This is a genomic window from Streptomyces sp. NPDC006476 (assembly GCF_040612015.1).
Lineage (GTDB): Bacteria > Actinomycetota > Actinomycetes > Streptomycetales > Streptomycetaceae > Streptomyces > Streptomyces griseorubiginosus_B.
Map to the genome: position 1 here is coordinate 74,430 of NZ_JBEXPK010000036.1, position 18,939 is coordinate 93,368.

Sequence of the window (18,939 nt, forward strand, 5' to 3'; positions counted from 1 at the left end):
CTCATCGCTCCCTGACCAGCGCCGCGTACGCGCCGCCGCGTGCCACCAGGTCCTCGTGCCGCCCGCGTTCCACGATCGTGCCGTGCTGCAGGACGACGATCTCGTCGCTGTCGCGCACGGTGCTGAGCCGGTGCGCGATCACCACGCAGGCGCAGCCGCGCCGGCGCAGGTTGTCCATCACGACCTGCTCGGTCTCCGCGTCCAGCGCGCTGGTCACCTCGTCCAGGACCAGGATGCTGGGCCGGCGCACCAACGCCCGCGCGATCTCCAGGCGTTGCCGCTGACCGCCGGAGAAGTTGCGGCCGTCCTGCTCGACCTTGCTGTGGATGCCGCCGGGCCGGCGCGTCACCACGTCGTACAGGGCCGCGTCCCGCAGCGCGTCGATCACGGCGTCGTCCGGGATCGAGGGGTCCCACAGCGCCACGTTGTCGCGGACCGAGCCCTCGAAGAGGAAGACCTCCTGGTCGACGAAGGACACGGAGGCGGCCAGCGCCCCGCGCGGGATGTCGTCCAGGCGCTGCCCGTCGATGCGGATCACACCCTCCCAGGGGGAGTACAGACCCGAGATCAGGCGGGAGACGGTCGACTTGCCGCTGCCCGAGCCACCGACCAGCGCCACCTGCTGGCCCGGGCCGACCGTGAGGTCGAAGCCCGTCAGCAGCGGCTTGTCCAGCGGGTTGTAGCCGAAGGTGATGTTCTGCAGCTCGACATGGCCGTGCAGCCGGCGCGTGGAGTCGCCGGCGCCGGGACGCCCGTAGAGCGGGTCGGCCTGGAAGTTCTCGACGTCCTTCAGGCGGGCCACGTCGGCGGCGAAGTCCTGGATGCGGCCCGCGACTCCGTTGAGTCGGGTGATGGGGGCGGTGAAGCGGGTGACCAGCGACTGGAAGGCGACCAGCAGGCCCACCGAGATGCCGCCCTCGACCGCGCGCATACCGCCGACCCACAGGATCACCGCGCTGTTGAGCGAGGCCAGCGTCGGAGCGACCACGCCCAGCCAGGCGCTCGGTACCCCGAGCCGCTGCTGCTCCTCCAGCGTCGTGGCGTGCTGTCCGGCCCACTTGCGGAAGTAGCCGTCCTCGCCGCCGGTCGCCTTCATCGTCTCGATCAACTGCAGGCCCGTGTACGCGGTATTGGTGAGCCGGGCGCTGTCCGCGCGCAGCTTCGCCGTACGGGTGGCCCGCAGCCGGATGACGACCCGCATCGCGACGATGTTCAGCAGCGCGACGCCGATGCCGACGAACGTCAGCTGCGGATCGTAGGTGTAGAGGAGGACGGCGTACAGGACGACGACCACCGCGTCCACGCCCGCCGCCGCGAGGTCGCGGGCCAGGGTCTCGGCCACCTGGTCGTTGGACTGCAGTCGCTGCACCAGGTCGGCCGGGCTGCGCTGGGCGAAGAACGTCACCGGCAGCCGCAGCAGATGGCGCAGGAAGCGGGCGCTGGAGAGGGTGGAGGAGATGATGCGGCCGTGCAGCAGGTTGGCCTGCTGCAGCCAGGTCAGCAGGACGGTGAACAGCACGCACGCGCCCATCGACGCGAACAGCACCCCCAGCAGCGAGGTCTGCCCGCCGATCAGGAACATGTCGATATAGGTACGGCTGAGCGCCGGCACCGCCGCCCCGACCAGGACGAGCAGCAGGCTCGCCAGCACCGCGGCCGGCATGGTGCCCGCCGTGCCGCGCAGCCGGGCCGGCATCGCGCCGAGGACGCCGGGCCTGCGGCCGCCCCTGGTGAAGCCCTCGCCGGGCTCCATCACCAGCACGACACCGGTGAAGCTGCCGTCGAAGTCCTCCATCGGCACGAAACGGCGGCCCTTGCCGGGGTCGTTGATGAAGACGCCGCGCCGGCCGAAGCGGCGGCCCATGCCGTCGTAGACGACATAGTGGTTGAACTCCCAGAACAGCACGGCCGGGGTCCTCACCTCGGCGAGGGCGGCCGTGTCCATCTGCATGCCCTTGGCCGTCAGGCCGTAACTGCGCGCCGCCTTCAGCAGATTGCTGGCGCGCGAGCCGTCCCGGGAGACACCGCAGGCGATGCGCAGTTCCTCCAGCGGGACGTGCCTGCCGTAGTGGCCGAGCACCATGGCGAGGGAGGCGGCGCCGCACTCCACGGCCTCCATCTGCAGGACCGTCGGCGTACGGACCGTCTTCGCCCTTCCCTTGGGGACCGGGCGCTTGGGCGGAGCGGAGCGGCGCCTGCTCCGGGTCTCCTGTGCGGTGCTCACGGCAGCAGCCAATCGACGGGACGCTGGTCGGCCAGCCGGATCGAGCCCGAGGCCATGGTCATGGAGGTGAGGCCGAACGGCGGGCCGTCCTTGGACGACCACCGGTAACCGCTCTTCGTCGCCGACGACTTGTCCAGCTTCACGAGTACGGCCACCGGACGGCCCTTCTTGGTGAACTGCTCGCCCAACTGGCTGTCCCCGAGGAACGCGGCGATCTGCTGGGCCGACTCCGCGGAACGGTCCACCGACTTCACCCGGCCGCGCAGCACGCCGTACGTCTGGGTGGGCACCGAGGAGACGGTCAGGTCGACCTCGGCGTCCGCAGGGATGGAGGCGGCGTTCTCGGCCGGCACGTACACCGTGGCGTACAGCGGGTCGGAGGCGTGGGCGACCTTCTCCACGGCGGCCACGTTCGCGCCGGTCTGGATGATCTGCCCGATGGTGGCGGCGAGTCCGGTGATCCGGCCCGCGGCGACCGTGCGGACGACGCTGTCGCCCTGTGCCGTCCTGACCTTGAGGACGGGGGAGTCGGCGGGCAGTCGCTCGCCCTGCTCGGCCAGTACGGCGGTGACCTGGCCCGCGACCGGGCTCTGCAGGATGTAACTGCCCTGTCCGTGGGTGAGGATGGCGGGCGCGCTGACCGTGGAGGCCACCGAGCCGGTCACCGCCCACACCGAGGCGGCCGCCACCGCGACCATCGTCACGGACAGTGCGAGCCAGCCCTGCGGCCGGGCGAAGCGCACGGGGAGGTCGAGCTCCTCCGGCGACTGGAGCTTGGCGAGGGCCTGTTGGCGGAACTGCACGGGACTTTCCCTCACCTGAAAACGAGGAAGGACCGGCTCGGTGAGCCGGCTGGTTCACGACAACGACAAGCCCCGGAGCCGGCGAACGGCTCCGGGACTCACGATCACAAAGGTGCGATCAGAGACCGGCGACCAGGTTGGTGACCGGGGCGGTGTTCAGGCCGGTGACACCCTCGACGGTGCCGACAGCCGTGTCGACCAGGCCGGAAACCGGGGCGATGCCGTCCACCAGGCCGGTGACGGTGCCGAGGGCGTTCACGGACAGGCCGCCGGAGACGTTGTCGAGCTCGGCGTCGGAGATCTCGACGGTCTCAACCTGGGGGGTGGAGTTCATGATGGAACTTCCCTTCACATGGATATCTCATAAGGGGGGAGCGGCACCCCTCTGGGGACAGAGCGACGACCGCGGACCGCGGGTGCCGGGCGTCCGTCTCCGGAGCCCTTCGCGGCTCCCGCGGTGCGATGGATCAAAGCACGCTGCGGGTCCGGGCTTCCAATCAACCAACCGTCTCACCAGGCAACTTGAGTCCCAGGGACCCCGATCCGTGCAGGAGTGCGCACGGCTCGGTGGCAGGTTCTTCACATGCGTCACCGCATCGGCTCGTCCCGGGTCTTGCTGATCGTCAGGCGAATCCGACACTCCCGTCGCAATGGCCTTGGGGGTGGGCGCGCTTGTGCAGAACCTTCGCCCGCCGTGACTTCGTTGAGTATTCAATGTGCAGATTCCCTGGAGCCGGGATTCGGCGCGCTGTTCACGACGGGTCGTCACCGGCCGACTGCGGACCGTGTCAGCCCAGAAGCGCGTAGACCGTGCTCGCGCGGGCGGCGATCTCGCCCGAGTCCCCGTCGGTCATCGTGATGTCTGCAAACGCCATGCGCCGGCCGAGCTTGCTCAGGACCGCCTCGATCAGGACATCCGAACCGGACACCGCGCGCTGGAACGACGTCGACTGCTGAACGGTCGTCATGGGTCCGTACGCCCCGCGCGCCGCGGACACCGCGATCACCGTCGCCGTGTCGGCAGCAGCCATCAGCGCCTGTCCCGACAGCCCTCCGCCCTCCCGCGACAAGCGGTCCGACCAGGGCAGACGCAGGATCGCCCGATCGTCTCCCACCGCCTCGACGCGCAGGCGCAGGTCGAGCACCCATGGGGCGAAGTTGGCGGAGAGGATCTTGTCGGCTTCGGCGGTCGTCATCGTCATATGGGCGATTGTTCCCCCGTGCCGCTCCGTCAGACGCGGGTCATGGCCGATTCGGCATCCGGCAAAGAGAGTTGGCAAACGGAATTGAACGCACCGCGCGACCCCTGCGTACCAACAGCCATCCAGGCGCCAGAACAGAACAGCTGCCGAACGGCGGCAAAGACTCCGGTCCCCCCAGGAGGTCGAGAAGTTTGAGTCACAAGCGAATTCCGAAGCGTAAGGCCGCGATCGCGGCGGGCAGCGTCGTGGCGCTCGGCGCGGCCGCAATCCTGCTGCCCAACGCCAACGCCTCCCAGGACGGTTCGTCGAACGGCGCCGCCGTCGCACCCAAGACCCTGAAGGCCACGGACGCCTCGGATCTCGCCGCGCAGCTCCAGCAGCTGCTCGGTCAGGCCTTCGCCGGTTCGTACTACGACTCGGGCAGCCAGCAGCTCGTCGTCAACGTCATATCCGGCGACAACAACGTGGTGGTGCAGGCGAAGAAGGCCGGCGCGAAGGTCCGCGAGGTCAAGAACAGCCTCGCCGCGCTGAAGGCCGGGGCGCAGACTCTCAAGGCCAAGGCGACCATCCCGGGCACGGCGTGGGCGATCGACCCGAAGACCAACAAGCTCGCCGTCACGGCCGACAGCACGGTCACCGGCGCCAAGTGGGACAGACTGACGTCGACGGTCAAGAGCCTCGGCGCCGACATGGCGTCGGTGAAGAAGAGCTCCGGCACCTTCAAGACCCTGGTGTCGGGCGGCGACGCGATCTTCGCCCAGGCGGAGGGCGGCACGGTCCGCTGCTCCCTCGGCTTCAACGTCACCGCAAGCGACGGCAGTCCGGCCTTCCTGACCGCGGGTCACTGCGGAGTGGCCGCCAAGCAGTGGTCCGACTCCGAGACGGGCCAGCCCATCGCCACTGTGGACCAGGCCACCTTCCCCGGCGACGGTGACTTCTCCCTGGTCAAGTACGACGACCCCAATACCCAGGCCGCCAGCGAGGTCAACGTCGGCAACGGCCAGACCGTCCAGATCACGCAGGCCGCGGACGCCACCGTCGGCGAGCAGGTCTTCCGCATGGGCAGCACCACGGGCCTGCACGACGGCCAGGTCACCGGCCTCGACGCCACGGTCAACTTCCAGAGCGAGACCAACCCGGGCGGCGTGGACACCGTCACCGGACTCATCCAGACCAACGTCTGCGCCGAGGCCGGCGACAGCGGCGGCTCGCTGTTCACCCAGGACGGCAGCGCGGTCGGCATGACCTCCGGCGGCAGCGGCGACTGCACCGCCGGCGGCGAGACCTTCTTCCAGCCGGTGACCACGGCCCTGCAGGCCACGGGCGCCACGCTGGGCAACGGCGGCGCGGGCGCCGGCGACCAGGGCGGCTCGGCCGACCCCTCCGCCTCCGCGACCGACGGCACCGGCGCCGGTGACCAGGCGGGCGGCGGCGACGCGGTGGGCGGCTCGGCCGACCCGTCCGCGACGGCCACCGACGGCACCGGCGACCAGTCCGGGATCGGCGACCAGTCGGGTACCGGTGACCAGTCGGGCGCCGGCACGGGCGACCAGTCCGGCACCGGCGACCAGTCCGGGGCCGGCGCGAACGACGGCTCGTCGCTCACCCAGACCCGCTGATCGGCCCGACCCGCGGTTCCGGTCGACAGTGGACGGCCCGGCCCTCCGGCGGGAGGGCCGGGCCGCACCGGATGGTGTCCCCCGGTGGTCCCGGCCCGACAAGCCGCAACAGAGCCTCCGGCGAGGGTGGTTCGGGCCGCGACCTGGGAATCGGGTCCGCTTGACCGGCCGCACCACGAGACGGTACGTCATCCCGCACCGCGTCCGCGGGCTCAGCGCGCTCTCAGCAGCAACAGCGCGACGTCGTCCAGCCGTTCGGCGGTCCCGGCGTGCTGCCGCACCAGGTGGTCGGCCAGCTCCTCCAAGGGCAGCTCCCCGGCCTCCCCGAGCTGCTCCCCGAGGTGCGCCAGCGCGTCCTCGATGTCGACGCCCGGCGACTCGATCAGCCCGTCGGTGTACAGCACGAGCACCGAGCCGGGTGCCAGGCCCACCTCCGTCGTCGGGTACGCGGCGGCGCCGTCGATGCCGAGCAGCGGACCGCCGGCCAGATCGAGCACCCGTACCCGCCCGTCCGGACGCCGCAGCAGCGGCGGCGGATGACCGGCCCGGGCCATCACGGCCCGCCCGCGCGCCGGATCCAGCCGGAGATAAAGACAACTGGCGAACAGGTCGGCGCCCAGATCGATCAGCAGCCGGTTGGTGCTGCGCATGACCTCCTCCGGAGCCTGCCCCACGGTCGTGTACGCCCGCACGGCGGTGCGGATCTGGCCCATCAGCCCGGCCGCGGTCACGTTGTGCCCCTGCACGTCCCCGATCACCGCGGCCGCCACGCCCTGCGTGGGCACCAGGTCGTAGAAGTCGCCGCCGATCTCCATGCCCTGAGTGGCGGGCAGATAGCGCGAGGCCGCCTCGACGCCCGGCAGCGAGGGCAGCGAGTGCGGCAGCAGGGCCTGCTGCAGGCCGTGCGCCAGCCGGTTCTTGGCGTCGTACAGCAGGGCCCGCTCCAGGGCCTGCGCGATCAGACCGCCGAGGCTGGTGAGCACCGCCCGCTCGTCCGCGGGGAACGGGTGCGGCTCGGCATAGGCCAGCAGACAGGTGCCCACCGGCCTGCCCGACGCGATCAGCGGAAGATAGGCCCAGGCCTCGAAGCCGCCCGGGGGTGGCTGTACGGACGGGTACAGCCGCTCCAGTTCCTCGCGGGAGGCGAAGAACGCCGGCACTCCGGTGGACAGCGCGTGCGTGCCCGGTGTCGGCCGGGCCAGCGGCATCCCGTCGAACCGCTCCACGATCCGCTCGTCCGGATACCCGCGATGCCCCAGCACGTGCAGCCGCCCCGCCTCGGAACCGAGGACGACCAGCGCCTGACTGCCGACGGCCGGCGCGATCTCGTCCGCGACCAGCTGCACCACGTCCTGCACCCCCACCGCCTCGGTGAGCGCCCCCGCCAGCGTCAGCATCTGCGAGATGGTGACCAGCCGGGACGGGGCGTCGCCGGGCTGCGGGCCTGCCCTGTTCATCTCCGTGACCGCCCGCGCCCGGGTCACCCGCACGCTCAGCCCGGTCGTACTCGGATACATCCGGAACGACAGCCAGTCCCCGGGCGGCCGCAGCGCCACGAACGACGTCGTGTGCTGGCTGAGCAGCGCCGCGCGGTAGCGGTCCTCGTAGACCGGGTCGTTGAGCCAGGGCACCGCGGCCCAGAGCTGGTTGCCCAGCAGTTTGCTGACCGGGACGCCGATCAGCTCGGCCGCGGCCGCGTTGGCGAAGCCCACCCGGCCGTGCAGGTCGAGGGAGCACAGCCCGTACGGCAGCCTGGCCACCATCCGCGCCGCCTCCACGGTGCCGAGCGTGCCGGCCGCCCCGGCCACCACCGGCGTGGCGAGCAGATCGGGCTCCGGCAGCGGCGGACGGCTCTGCTGGAGGGCACGCTCCAGCCGCAGCGCCAGCCGGTCGCAGGCCGCTGTGAGATGGTCCCGCTCCCGGTCCGACAGCTCCGGCGGATGGGAGCCGGGCCAGGTCACGAAGACGGCCCCGTAGGCCGTCGACTCGGTCGCCACCGGCACGGCGGCCAGCGCGAAGGGGTACGGCAGCACCATGGCGATCCGGGGGTAGCGGACCGCCATGTCCTCCTCGCCGCCCACCCACACCAGCCGCCGCTCGCGCAGCGCGTCGGCGACCGGGATCGGCGCGCTCAGCCCCACCCGTTCCCATGGTGCCGCGAACGCGCGCGGCAATCCCGCCATCACGGCCATCTCCAGCACCGGCTCACCGGCCGCCAGCAGATACACCGCGCCGGAGTGCGCGTGCACCTCGTCCATCATCGAGGCGAGCGCCAGCGACAGCAGCGGTCGCCCCACCCGCGTCCGCACGGTCGCCGGCGTCTGGGCGGCCCCCTGCCCGTCGGACACGCCGACCACCTCCTCGCACGGCTCGGCGGCGGGTCCCAGGGATCAAATCTGCCCCCTGCGGACCGGACGCGCACGGCGAGCGGGACGCGGCCGCGTCCGCGCGGCCCGAAGACGGGCAGGCGAAACCACGACTCGGTGAAGAACGTCCGTGTACCCCTTAGGGCCCGGACCATGCCACCCCAGTCGTTGCGCGCGGCGGCGTGCGGGCGCCCCGTGCGCGCCCCCGCGCACCCTGATGGCCGGTTCTTCGCGCCCGCGGATGATGCGGGCCGCCAACAATGGGCACGCGCTCAACACCATGGACGAGTCGGACGAATCTGAGGGACGGGCAGTGATCCGCGTACTTCTGGTGCACGACGAGTGTCTGTTGCGTTCGGTCCTGGCGGAGTGGCTGCGCCGGGAGCCGGATCTGCGGGTGGAGGAGACGACATGGCGGGGGGCGCCCGCCCGGCTGCGCGCCTTGCGGCCCGACATCTGCGCGGTGGACCTGGAGAGTTCCGACGGATGCGGTGTCCCGCTCCTCGGTGAACTGAGCCGTCGGGACCGGGACGGGATCCCGCCCAGACTCCTGGTCCTGGCCAGCGCGAGCAGGCCGGGGCTGCTGAAACGGGCGGCGGAGGCGGGGGCGCTCGGCTATGTCGACAAGGAGGGCTCGCCGGACCGCCTGGTGCGCGCGATCCGCCGGGTCGCCGAGGGGGAACGTTTCGTCGACGACTCGCTGGGATTCGGCTTCCTCAAGGCGGCGGAGATGCCGCTCACCCGGCGTGAGCTGAGTGTGTTATCCCTGGCCGCCGAGGGCGCCTCCGTCGCGGAGATCGCCGGGAGCCTGCACCTGTCCAACGGGACGGTGCGCAACTACATGGCGGCCATCACCCGCAAGACCGGCGCCCGCAACCGCATCGACGCGATCCGCATCTCGCAGGGGGAGGGCTGGCTCTGACGCCGACACCGGCGCCCAGCTGCCGACCAGGTCCCGGTACAGGGGCGAGGACCGCACCAGTTCGTCGTGGGATCCGCAGGCGGTGCCCCGCCCGTCCAGCACCAGGACCCGCCGCGCGCGCCGGGCCGAGCTGATGCGATGGGCGACGACGACCAGCGTGCCGCCGGGCCGCTGCGCGAAGGCCCGCTCCGCGCGCTCCTCCGCCTGCGGGTCCAGATGACAGGTGGCCTCGTCGAGCAGGGCGAGAGGGGCGTACGACAGGTAGGCCCTGGTCAGCGCGATCAGCTGCCGTTCCCCCGCGGAGAGCGCGGCCGGATCGACCTGGGCGCCGGGCCCGCCGAGCCGGTCGAGCAGCGGGGCGAGCCCCACCGCCTCGGCGGCGGCCAGCAGCTCCGGCTCGGGCACGGGCTCGCGCCGCAGGTACCCGAGGTTCTCGGCGAGGGTCCCGGTGAACACGTACGCCTCCTGCGGGATGAGCACCCGGCGCGCGGCGGCACCGGCCGAGGGCACCGGCTCCCCGAAGACCCGGACGGAGCCGGACCTCGGCTCCAGCAGCCCGGCGACCAGCGCGGTGAGCGTCGACTTCCCGATCCCGCTCGGCCCCACCACGGCCAGGTGGGCGCCGGGGGGCAGGGTGAGGTCGAGGTCCTGGACGACGGGGGCGGCGGTGGGGCCGTAGGCGAAGGTGACGGAGGCGAGGGACAGGGCGGGGGACTCGGGGGCGGGGGACGCGTCGCCGACGGGCGTACGGGGGTGTGTGTCGGGCGTCTCGCCCTTCCCGGCCGATGTCAGCCGGCGCAGCACCACCGTCAGGCGGGAGCCGCTCGTGCCGAGGCCGTGGACGAGGCTGTGGAGGGCCGGCAGGAGCGACTGGGTGGTGTAGGCGAGAGCGCCGACCAGGGCGCCGGTGCTGACGCCGTGGGCCAGGAGCCAGGGGGCGGACGCCAGGAGCAGTACGACGGGAAGCTGGCCGCCGAGCGCGAGCGCGGCGACCCGCAGGACGCCCCAGCGGGCGAGGGAACGGGCAGCGCGGAACTCGGCGTCGACGCGTTCCGCGGTGTCGGCGGCGATCGTCTGCTCGGCGCCGGTCGCCGTGACGTCCCGCAGCCCCGGGCACACCGCGCCCAGACGGTCCGCCAGCTCCTCGTCGGCGGTCAGGAACGCCTCCTGCCGCCGCGCCGGTGGAGGTAGCGTCGCCGCGAACAGGGCCACACCGGCCAGCAGCGGCGGCCCGACGACCAGCAGAAGGAGCGGGTCGAGGGAGAAGAGCCCGGCCAGCGCGCCCACCGCGGTGAACACGAACGACCGCGACACCATGACCAGCCCGGCGAAGGTGTCCCGGGCGATCTCCACCTGCTGGGTGAGCCGTGACAGCGCACCTCCGTCGGCCTCGCGCACCCCGCGCCCGACCACCCGCTCCACCAGCCGGTCCCGCAGCGGCTCGACCAGCGCGGCGACGGCCCCGTAGACGCGCGCCGTCCCGTACGCGCCCACGACCACGCCCAGCCCGGCGACCGCGAGCCAGACCAGGCCCACGTCCGTCCGTCCGGCCAGGAACCCCTCGTCCAGCGCCCGCGCGGGCGCGTACCCGGTGAGGAACGTCTGCCCCGTCTCCAGCACCGACCAGGCCGCGAGCCCCATGACGACCCGCCACCGGACCCGGAGGAAGCGCAGCCCGCTCCGCACGACGCCGTCAGCCATCCCCGAACACCGCCCGGTACTCCGGATCGCGCCACAGCCGCGCGTGCGGTCCCACCGCGCGCACCCGGCCCCCCTCCAGCCAGGCCACCGCGTCGGCACGTGCCGCGGTCGCCGCGCGGTGGGCGATGAGGAGCCGGGTGCCGCCCGAGCCGGGGGAGACGAGGGCGTCAGCGATACGGGACTCGGTCACCGTGTCGAGGCTGGAGAGGGCGTCGTCGAGGACGAGCAGGCGCCCGCCGTGGGCGAACGCCCGTGCCAGGCCGAGGCGTTGGGACTCGCCCCCGGAGCGTGGGGCGTCCGCGCAGAGGGTGGCGTAGCCGTGCGGCAGCCGACGCACGAAGCCGTCCGCGTGGGCCGTCCGGGCCGCCTCGCGCACGCGGGCGGGGGAGGGGGAGGGCAGGCCGAGGGCGATCGCGTCCTCGATGGTCGCCCCGAGCAGGGCGGGACGTTCGAAGGCGTAGCCGACGGCGTCCCGCAGCGCGTCGTGGGACAGCTCGCGCAGCGGGACGCCGTCCAGCAGGATCTCCCCGGCGTCGGGGTCGGCCAGGCGTCCGGCGAGCGCGGCGAGCAGGGTCTTGCCGGTGCCGGAGCGGCCGACCACGGCCAGCGTGCTGCCGCCGGGGACGACCAGGTCGACGCCGTCGAGCACGGTCCGTCCACCGCGCCGGGCCGTCACTCCGCGCAGCTCCAGCCGGCCGGGCCCCGGCGGCAGCCGACGCTCGCCGTGGACGGGAGCGGGCTGCGCCATGACCTCGTCGACGCGTTCGGCGGCGCCCCGCGCGCGGGCCAGGCTCGCGAACTGGCCGACCAGGACGCCGACGCCGGCCGCGAGGACCGCGTACCGGGAGGCCGCGAGCACCTCGCCGACGGTCAGCCGGTGCCGGACCAGCAGCACTCCGGCAACCGCGACGACGCCGAGCTGCAGCAGGGGCGCCACGGCGCTCGCCCGACCGGCGGCCCGCCCCTGGACCCGCCACATCAGCCGGCCCGAGCGGGACAGCTCCGGCAGCGGGCGCAGGATCCGTGCCGCCTCCCTGTCCGCCGTACCGGCCGCCCGGACCGTGCGATGCCCCTCCACCGCCTCCGCGAGCGCGGTCGCGATCCGGCCCTGCACCCGCTGATACTCCGCCACACAGCGGGTGGTGTCCCGGGCGAACGCGCGCAGCAGCAGGGTCAGCACCGGCGCCCCGACGAGGAACACCGCCACCAGCCAGGGGTCGATCAGGCCGAGGGCCACCAGGCCGCCGGCGGGCCCGGCGAACGCGGCGAGCAGTGCGGCGCGGGCGGCGGGCGCCGTCCCGGCCTGCGCCGCGTTGCCCACCAGCCGGGCGACGAGGTCACCGGGGCGGAAGCGGGCGGTGGCCCGCGGACCGAGGGCCAGGACGTGTCCGGTCAGCCGGCGCCGCAGCCATGCGGTGGTACGGGCGTCGAGGGTGCCGCTGAGCACCGTCTCGGCGGCGTCGAGGAGGGCCGCCGCCAGGACGAGCCCGGCACAGATGAGCACCCAGCGGGTCGCGGGGGCGTGGGCCAGCAGCAGGTCCAGGGTGCGGCCGAGCGCGGCCGGCAGCAGCAGGCCGGCGCCGGTCGAGGCCACGCCGACCAGGCACAGGGCCACGCAGCGGGCCGCGCTGTGCCGGGTCGCCAGGCCGGTCAGGGGCATGGGCTGTCCGGCGTTCGCACACGTCGACGTCGTCGTCATACCGCCCCAGGGTCGTAGGGGTGCGCAGGACCCCGGGCGGCCCCTCCCTCGGAGGGAGTGACCGCCCGGAGCCGTGAACACACGAGGTGTGTCAGAGACAGAGCAGAACGCTCGCGGCGCTGATGCAGGAGAGGAGGCTGGCCGTGCTGGCGCCACCGCCGCCGGTGTGCTCGTCGGACTCCATCGTCTGCAGGTCGAGCAGTGCCATGTCGTGTCCTTCCTTCGGTGTCCACCCGTGGGGACGGGGGTTGGGTCACGACTCCGTCAGGTTGCGGAGCCGCGTCATGAGGGCCGCCTCGGGGGCGGCAGGAACGGCAGGTGGGCAGTGCCTCCGCTCGCGGCGTCGAGCGCGAGGAGACAGCCCGCCGTTCCGGTGGCGAGGTCCATGGACAGCCGCATCATCTGGTGCCCGGGGAAGGCCAGTCGGCCCTCGTACGCCATCGCGTACCAGCCCAGCCCGGCGATCTGCTCGGCGAGCCGTCGCTCGTTCGCGCCCGGTGCCGATGTGCGGCTGAGGTGCAGGATCATTCCGGCGCGGCCCTGGAAGAGGCCGGGCTGCGCGTAGAAGCGTGAGGTGGCGGCGGTCAGGATGCCGGCGCGCGCCTTGTCGAACCCGGCGTCGAAGGCGTGCGCGAGATGGTCGTCGAGGACCATGCCGAGCCCGGCGCTGCCGTCTCCGAGGTAGGGCAGGGTACGCCAGCCCTCGTCGACCTCCAGTCCGCCGCCGCTCTTCTGCACGACACAGCAGTCCAGGTCCCGGCGCAGTGCCACACCGGCGCCCTCCAACAGCCGTTCGTCACCGGTGCGTTCGTACTGCCGCAGCAGGAACAGCGCGGGTCCGGTCGCGCCCCGCAGCAGCCCGGCCCGGCGTCGGCGCTGCTCCGGCAGTGGTTCGGCGAGCCGCCGCAGAAGGATGTCCGCGGCCTCGGCGGCCCGCTCGCCCAGCGCCGACTCGCCCGTGCGGTCGGCCAGTTCGCCGAGGACCAGGCCGAGACCGGCCAGTCCGCCCTGCAGGTCGGAGGCGAGGTTCTGCCACTTCTCCGCGAGGATGCCTTCGACCAGGTCCAGCGCCCGCTGCCGGTGACCGAGCCGGTCCAGGACATGGGCGACGCCCGCGAGACCGTCGTAGAGACCGAGCGGGGTGCCGGCCGGCGGCGGGTCGCAGTGCGCGAGCAGCCAGCGCTCGCCCTCCTCGTAGCGCTCGGCGCCGGTCTCGGCCAGCGTGTACAGCACCCCGGCCGCGCCGTGGGCGAGCCCGAGTCCGCCGCCGTCGGAGAACTGGGCGATGTCGCCGGGGAAGAGCCGGTCGTCGCGCTGCGGGGTGGCGGAGGCGAGGATCGCCTTGATCATCGAGTCCCGGCTGTGCGGCCAGTCCCCGGGCCGTACGAAGGCCGGTGCCGCGCTCCCAGCGCCGCGCGTGATCTCCGCGACCGCCTCGTCGAGGAACGCGCGCGGCACGTCCGGGAACTGCTCCGCGACGACCTCGGCGAGATGGGCGGCCTTGCCCCGGTCGACCACGAACAGGGTGGTCACCGGCAGGAACAGCGCGAGCCGTAAGCACGCCAGCGCATACCGGTCGACGTCGGCCCCCGTGCGGTCCGGCGGGGCGAAGAAGCCCGGGTGGGCGACGACCTGGCGGCCGTTCTCCGACGCCGGGGCCGCCGCCTCGAAGTCGATGAGGAAGACCGACTCCTCGTCCGGCGCGACCATGATGTTGAAGACGTGCAGGTCGTTGAAGACGATCCCGCGCGCGTGCACGGCCTCCACCGCCCGCTCCACCGCCTGGTGGACGCGTACCGCCCACTCGGTGTACCGGGCGACGGCCTGCGGGTCGGGGTCTGCGGTGAGCAGCGGATGACGTTCGGCGAAGAAGGAGTTGAGCGGGCGCCCCTCGACGAAGTCCATGACCAGGAACCGGTGGTCGCCCAGGGTGAACCAGTCCCGCACCTCGGGCACCACACCGGTCCCCGCGACCTGCTCCAGCGCCGCCTTCTCCCGCTCCAGGCGGGCGATCGCGTCCGCCCCGTCGGAGGCGAGCCCGGCGTGCGGCCGCCCCTCCTTCAGGACGACCCTGCGCCCGTCCCGGGTGTCGGTGCCCGCGTAGACCCCGCCGCCGTTGGAGAAGTGCAGCGCCTTCTCGATGCGGTACGGCAGATCGCCCACCGTCGTGGCATCGCGCGCCGCCAGATGCGGTGCGAGGAAGTCCGGCAGCGTCACCCACTCCGGCACCTGGAAGGAGGGCGCCCGCCGGTCCGGCACCAGCCGGCCCTCGCCGTCCCGCACGGCCGGCACGAGCGAGCCCCGCTCGTCGACGGTGAAGGCGCGCGCGAAGGCGCCGTAGCGGACGTAGAGCGGGCCGTCGTCCCAGCGCAGATCGGTGAGGATGTACGGCCCCTCGCAGCCCTTGAGCAGGTCGCCGAGCTCGCGCAGCACCAGGTGGAGCTGCTCCTCGTCGGCCGGGTAGACGGTGACGAACTTGCCGCTGGTGTCGCGGCCCGCGTACTTGGTGTTGCGCAGATGCAGCAGATGCGGTCCGGGGACGAACTTGAAGGGGATCCGGCGCGGTACGCAGTAGTCCCACACGGTCGCGGCGATGTGCTCGGCGTTCTCCCGGGTGGCCGAGGCGTGGATCTTCCAGCCCTGCGGCGGCCCGGCCACCGGACCGCCGTCCGCCTGAAGCGGCGTCAGCGTCAGCCAGTCCCCGATCCGCGCCGCGTCCCAGCCCTCGGGAACCTCGCGGCGGGCCGTCGCGAACAGGGCGGTGCCCTGCTCACCGGCCGCGGCGAGCCGGTCCGGCGTGTCGTAGAAGTGTCTGTCCGCGAGGGCGTACACCTCGTACCGCTTGTCCATGGATCCCCTTCCGTGGCCCGGCATCGAGACTTCCAGCCGGGGCACGGCCCTGGACAGTCACCCGTGTCACGAGGTCGCCGTGCGGTACGCATGCGTCAAGACATGTTCGGCCCCTTTCGACTCGACACGCCTTGTGACCTCCACTGAACGCTCACAGGGGCTGCGCGTCACTCTCATACGCGCTGTAATTGCGGACGTGGTCACTGAGGGCGGCGACGGACGCAGGACGAGGACGCTGCGCGCCGAAGGTGCCCTGAAAGCGCTCGCCTCCGGTCCGGGCCCGCAGGAGCAGGTGCACCGGATCCTGGAACAGGCGCTCGTCTTCGCGGGTGCGGCCTTCGCCGGGCTGTACACGCCCGCCGAGGACGGCGACGCCCTGTGCCTGGTGGAGTCGGCGGGCGTTCCCAGGACACTGTTCGGGCTGCGCGACAGCTATCCCCGTGCCGGGCACTCCCCGGTCGCGGACGTCCATCGCTGGGGCGGTGCGGTGTGGCTGGGGCCCAAGGAACTCGCGGAGGGCGCCCAGGCGCGGCGGACACCGGCCGGCGACTTCTTCCTCGCGGTGCTGCCCGCGCGCGGGGCCGAGGGCGGCGGCTGTCTGCTGGCCGTGAGCGAGCGGCCCGACGGGTTCGACACCGAGGACCGCAAGTGTCTGGAGCTGATCGCCGACGCCGCCGCCCCGCCCGCCCCGCCCCGCGCCGCCGAGAGCGGCGAGCTGCCCACGGGCGCCTTCAACCTCGCCATGGACTCCGGCCGGGTCGAGGTCGGCGACGACATCCTGGAGCTGTTCGCCCTCACCCGCGGCGAGTTCGACGGCAAGGTCGAGACCCTGCTGGGCCTGACGGTGCCCGAGGACCTGCCCTCGCTGATGTCGGTGGTGGAGGCAGACCACATGTCCATCGGCGAGCGGGAGCTGGAGTTCCGGGTGCTGCAGCCCTCGGGGCCGCCGAAGTGGCTGCGGCTGCGCGGGCGGCTGCTGCCCGGCGGCGAGGGCCGGGCCGCCCGGCTCGTCGGCACCGTCGCCGACGCCTCCAAGCTGCGCTCCGACGTCACCGACGTGGCCCGCGTCCAGCGGCTGGCCGCCGCCCTCGCCACCGCCGGCACGGTCCGTGACGTCAGCCAGGCCGTGGTCTCCGCGCTGCGCAAGCCGCTGCGGGCCGACCGGATCGCGCTCGCCGAACTGGAGGGCGAGCGGCTCATCGTGACCGTCCTGGACCCGCCCGAGCCGGAGTCCTGGCCCGAGCTGTGGCGCCTGGAGTGGCGCAGCGAGTGGCCCGACGCGCCGGTGCGGGCCATGCCCACCCTCGCCTCCGCCCTGCGCGAGGGCCGCGCCCAGATCTGGCCCGTGGGCACGGTCCTGGAGCCCGCGCTCGCCGAGGTCGGCCCGGGCGGTCTGGCCGTGCTCCCGCTGCCCGCCGGCAACCGCATGGCCGGCGCCTGCTTGATCGGCTGGGACTCCCCGCACGACTTCGGCCCCGACGAACGTGCCCTGCTCACCGCCTCCGCCGGCCTGGCCGGACAGGCCCTGATGCGCGCCCACGCCTTCGACGCCGAGCACGAACTGGTCGGCATGCTCCAGCGTCAGCTGCTCCCGCGCCGCCTGCCCACGCTGCCCGGCGCGGTCGCCGTCGCCCGCTACCTGCCCGCCACGGCCGGCCTGGAGGTCGGCGGCGACTGGTACGACGTGATCCCGCTGCCGGACAACCACGTCGCCCTGATCATCGGCGACGTACAGGGCCACAGCACCGCCGCCGCGACCCTCATGGGCCAGATGCGCACCGCCCTGCGCGCCTACGCCATCGAGGGACATCCGCCGGACGTCGTCGTCTCCCACGCCAACCGGCTGCTCACCGACATGGAGACCGACCTCTTCGCGACCTGCTGCTATGTCGACGTCGACATGGAGGAGGGCTCCGCCTGGTACGTCCGCGCGGGCCATCTGCCGCCCGTGGTGCGCCGTCCTGACGGCACCACCGAGGTCCCCGACACGGACGTCGGCCCACCGCTCGGCGTCGTCAGCCAGGCCGACTTCCCGCTCAGCGTGCTGCGCCTGCAGCCCGGCACGGTGATCGCCCTGACCACGGACGGCCTCGTCGAGTCCGCCGACGCCGACATCGACATCGGCATCGGCCGGCTGGCCCACGAACTGTCCGTGTCCGACCCGGCCCACCTCGGTCTGGTCGCCGACGCCCTGCTCGACAACGCCCAGCGCAACGACGACATCGCCCTGCTCCTGCTGCGCTACGACGGCATGACGCTGCGCCCGCTGCGCGAGAGCTGGACGGTCTGGCGCGTCCCCGAGGCCGTCGGACACGCCCGCCGCTTCACCCGCCGCACCATGCGTACCTGGGGCGTGCTCCGGGACGACATCGACACCATCTTGCTCATCGTCTCCGAACTCGTCACCAACGCCCTCGTGCACACCGACGGCCAGGTCCGCCTGGACCTCACCCTCCTCGACAACCGGCTGCGCGTGTCGGTCGCCGACACCTCGCCCCGTACGCCGGTCAAGCCGACCAGCATCGGCTGGGAGGCCACCGGCGGCCGGGGCATCCTGCTGGTCGAGGCGATGTCGGAGACATGGGGGGCGGTCCCGGTCAGCGGCGGCAAGCAGGTCTGGGCCGAGCTGCCGGTCAGCCGTCCGTGACGTTGGCCGTGATCAGCCGGAGCAGCTGCTTGGCCAGGGCGTCCTGCTCGGGTGTCAGACCCATGGCGTCACCAATGGCCACGGGGACCGAGCGCGCCCGCTCCCGCAGGGCCGCGCCCTCGCGGGTGAGACGGATGGCGACGGACCGCTCGTCCTCCGCGCGCCGCTCCCGGCGCAGCAGACCGTTCGCCTCCAGCCGCTTCAGCAGCGGTGACAGAGTGCTGGACTCCAGCTGGAGCGAGGCGCCCAGCTCACGGACCGATATCGAATCCTGCTCCCACAGCACGAGCATGACCAGGTATTGCGGGTAGGTCAGGCCCAGTTCGTCCAGCAGGGGGCGGTAGCGCGCGGTGACGGCGCGGGAGGCGGCGTACAGCGCGAAGCAGAGCTGATCGTCCAGGAGCAGCGATCCCTCGCTCGGCTCCGCTGCGGTTCGGCTCACGGCACGGCTCCCGGGTGCGGTCCTGATCATGACGATCACCACTCTAACGTTCGGGTTCGTCCGATTGTATCGCTCGCTAATAAGTCGCGCACACATTAAGCGAGCGCAAATGAGTTGCGCACGACTTAATCGAGCTCTACTCTCCTTGGTGTGCCGCACATCCGGCCCGGTGACCCTGCCGGAGCCCGCCCGCGGTACCCGACCGAGGAGGCCGCCATGACCGGCACCACCGCACCCCGTCCCGTCCTCGAACCGGCCGCCCAGGCCTTCGTCGAGGCCACCGCCAACCCGCCGTACCTCTTCGACCTCGGCCCGGTCGACGGCCGTAAGACCGTCGACGAGGTGCAGTCCGGCGAGATCGCCAAGCCTGCGGTGGACGAGGAGTGGATCACCGTCTCCGGCGGCCCGACCGGCAGTGTCCGGGCACGCGTCGTCCGGCCCGCCGGGGCCACCGGCACCCTGCC

The 18,939-nt window shown here is 73.0% G+C and carries 12 protein-coding genes and 2 pseudogenes; 4 read left to right on the forward strand and 10 right to left on the reverse strand.

Features of this window, described 5'->3' with window-relative positions:
* Window position 1: 1 nt before the first annotated feature.
* From ABZZ74_RS33395 to ABZZ74_RS33410, 4 genes are all read right to left on the reverse strand, one after another.
* Window positions 2-2,224: an NHLP family bacteriocin export ABC transporter peptidase/permease/ATPase subunit gene (locus ABZZ74_RS33395; RefSeq protein ID WP_356771374.1), complete on the reverse strand. Its 2,223-nt coding sequence runs from the start codon at window positions 2,222-2,224 to the stop codon at window positions 2-4.
* On the reverse strand, window positions 2,221-3,027 hold the full coding sequence (locus ABZZ74_RS33400; protein ID WP_356771376.1) for an HlyD family efflux transporter periplasmic adaptor subunit: 807 nt from the start codon (window positions 3,025-3,027) through the stop codon (window positions 2,221-2,223). Before ABZZ74_RS33400 ends, ABZZ74_RS33395 begins: the two co-directional genes overlap by 4 nt.
* Window positions 3,028-3,145: 118 nt before the next feature.
* Window positions 3,146-3,361 (reverse strand): type A2 lantipeptide, encoded by a 216-nt coding sequence (locus ABZZ74_RS33405; protein ID WP_133043658.1) that lies wholly within the window; start codon window positions 3,359-3,361, stop codon window positions 3,146-3,148.
* A 454-nt stretch (window positions 3,362-3,815) separates the two neighbouring features.
* Complete coding sequence (locus tag ABZZ74_RS33410; RefSeq protein WP_356771378.1) at window positions 3,816-4,229, reverse strand: PaaI family thioesterase; 414 nt, start codon at window positions 4,227-4,229, stop codon at window positions 3,816-3,818.
* 191 nt (window positions 4,230-4,420) lie between these two features.
* On the opposite strand from ABZZ74_RS33410, the gene ABZZ74_RS33415 reads away from it, so the two are divergent.
* Window positions 4,421-5,848, forward strand: coding sequence for a S1 family peptidase (locus ABZZ74_RS33415; RefSeq protein ID WP_356771380.1), 1,428 nt, complete (start codon window positions 4,421-4,423; stop codon window positions 5,846-5,848).
* Window positions 5,849-6,060: 212 nt separating this feature from the next.
* Here the strand turns inward: ABZZ74_RS33415 and ABZZ74_RS33420 are convergent, their stop codons facing one another.
* On the reverse strand, window positions 6,061-8,205 hold the full coding sequence (locus tag ABZZ74_RS33420) for a SpoIIE family protein phosphatase (protein WP_356771382.1): 2,145 nt from the start codon (window positions 8,203-8,205) through the stop codon (window positions 6,061-6,063).
* A 322-nt stretch (window positions 8,206-8,527) separates the two neighbouring features.
* On the opposite strand from ABZZ74_RS33420, the gene ABZZ74_RS33425 reads away from it, so the two are divergent.
* On the forward strand, window positions 8,528-9,136 hold the full coding sequence (locus ABZZ74_RS33425; protein WP_356771384.1) for a response regulator transcription factor: 609 nt from the start codon (window positions 8,528-8,530) through the stop codon (window positions 9,134-9,136).
* Window positions 9,137-9,418: 282 nt separating this feature from the next.
* Here the strand turns inward: ABZZ74_RS33425 and ABZZ74_RS33430 are convergent.
* The 4 genes and pseudogenes from ABZZ74_RS33430 to lanKC form a co-directional block, all read right to left on the reverse strand.
* Window positions 9,419-10,837: pseudogene (locus ABZZ74_RS33430) on the reverse strand (ABC transporter ATP-binding protein); the annotation flags it as partial.
* Window positions 10,830-12,497, reverse strand: a complete 1,668-nt coding sequence (locus ABZZ74_RS33435; protein ID WP_356771398.1) for an ABC transporter ATP-binding protein — start codon at window positions 12,495-12,497, stop codon at window positions 10,830-10,832. The gene ABZZ74_RS33435 and the pseudogene ABZZ74_RS33430, both read right to left, overlap by 8 nt.
* Before the next feature lie 130 nt (window positions 12,498-12,627).
* Window positions 12,628-12,744 carry a SapB/AmfS family lanthipeptide gene (locus ABZZ74_RS33440; protein ID WP_030937754.1) on the reverse strand — a complete coding sequence of 39 codons (117 nt, stop codon included), beginning with the start codon at window positions 12,742-12,744 and terminating at the stop codon, window positions 12,628-12,630.
* Window positions 12,745-12,818: 74 nt separating this feature from the next.
* Window positions 12,819-15,386 carry a class III lanthionine synthetase LanKC gene (gene lanKC / locus ABZZ74_RS33445; RefSeq protein WP_356771386.1) on the reverse strand — a complete coding sequence of 856 codons (2,568 nt, stop codon included), beginning with the start codon at window positions 15,384-15,386 and terminating at the stop codon, window positions 12,819-12,821.
* A 196-nt stretch (window positions 15,387-15,582) separates the two neighbouring features.
* On the opposite strand from lanKC, the gene ABZZ74_RS33450 reads away from it, so the two are divergent.
* Window positions 15,583-18,033, forward strand: a complete 2,451-nt coding sequence (locus ABZZ74_RS33450) for a SpoIIE family protein phosphatase (protein ID WP_356771388.1) — start codon at window positions 15,583-15,585, stop codon at window positions 18,031-18,033.
* Here the strand turns inward: ABZZ74_RS33450 and ABZZ74_RS33455 are convergent.
* Window positions 18,020-18,475, reverse strand: coding sequence for a MarR family transcriptional regulator (locus tag ABZZ74_RS33455; protein ID WP_356771390.1), 456 nt, complete (start codon window positions 18,473-18,475; stop codon window positions 18,020-18,022). The two genes, ABZZ74_RS33450 and ABZZ74_RS33455, sit on opposite strands and share 14 nt — an antisense overlap.
* A gap of 216 nt (window positions 18,476-18,691) precedes the next feature.
* Between ABZZ74_RS33455 and ABZZ74_RS33460 the strand changes: the two are divergent.
* Window positions 18,692-18,939 (forward strand): annotated as a pseudogene (locus tag ABZZ74_RS33460) (esterase); the annotation flags it as partial.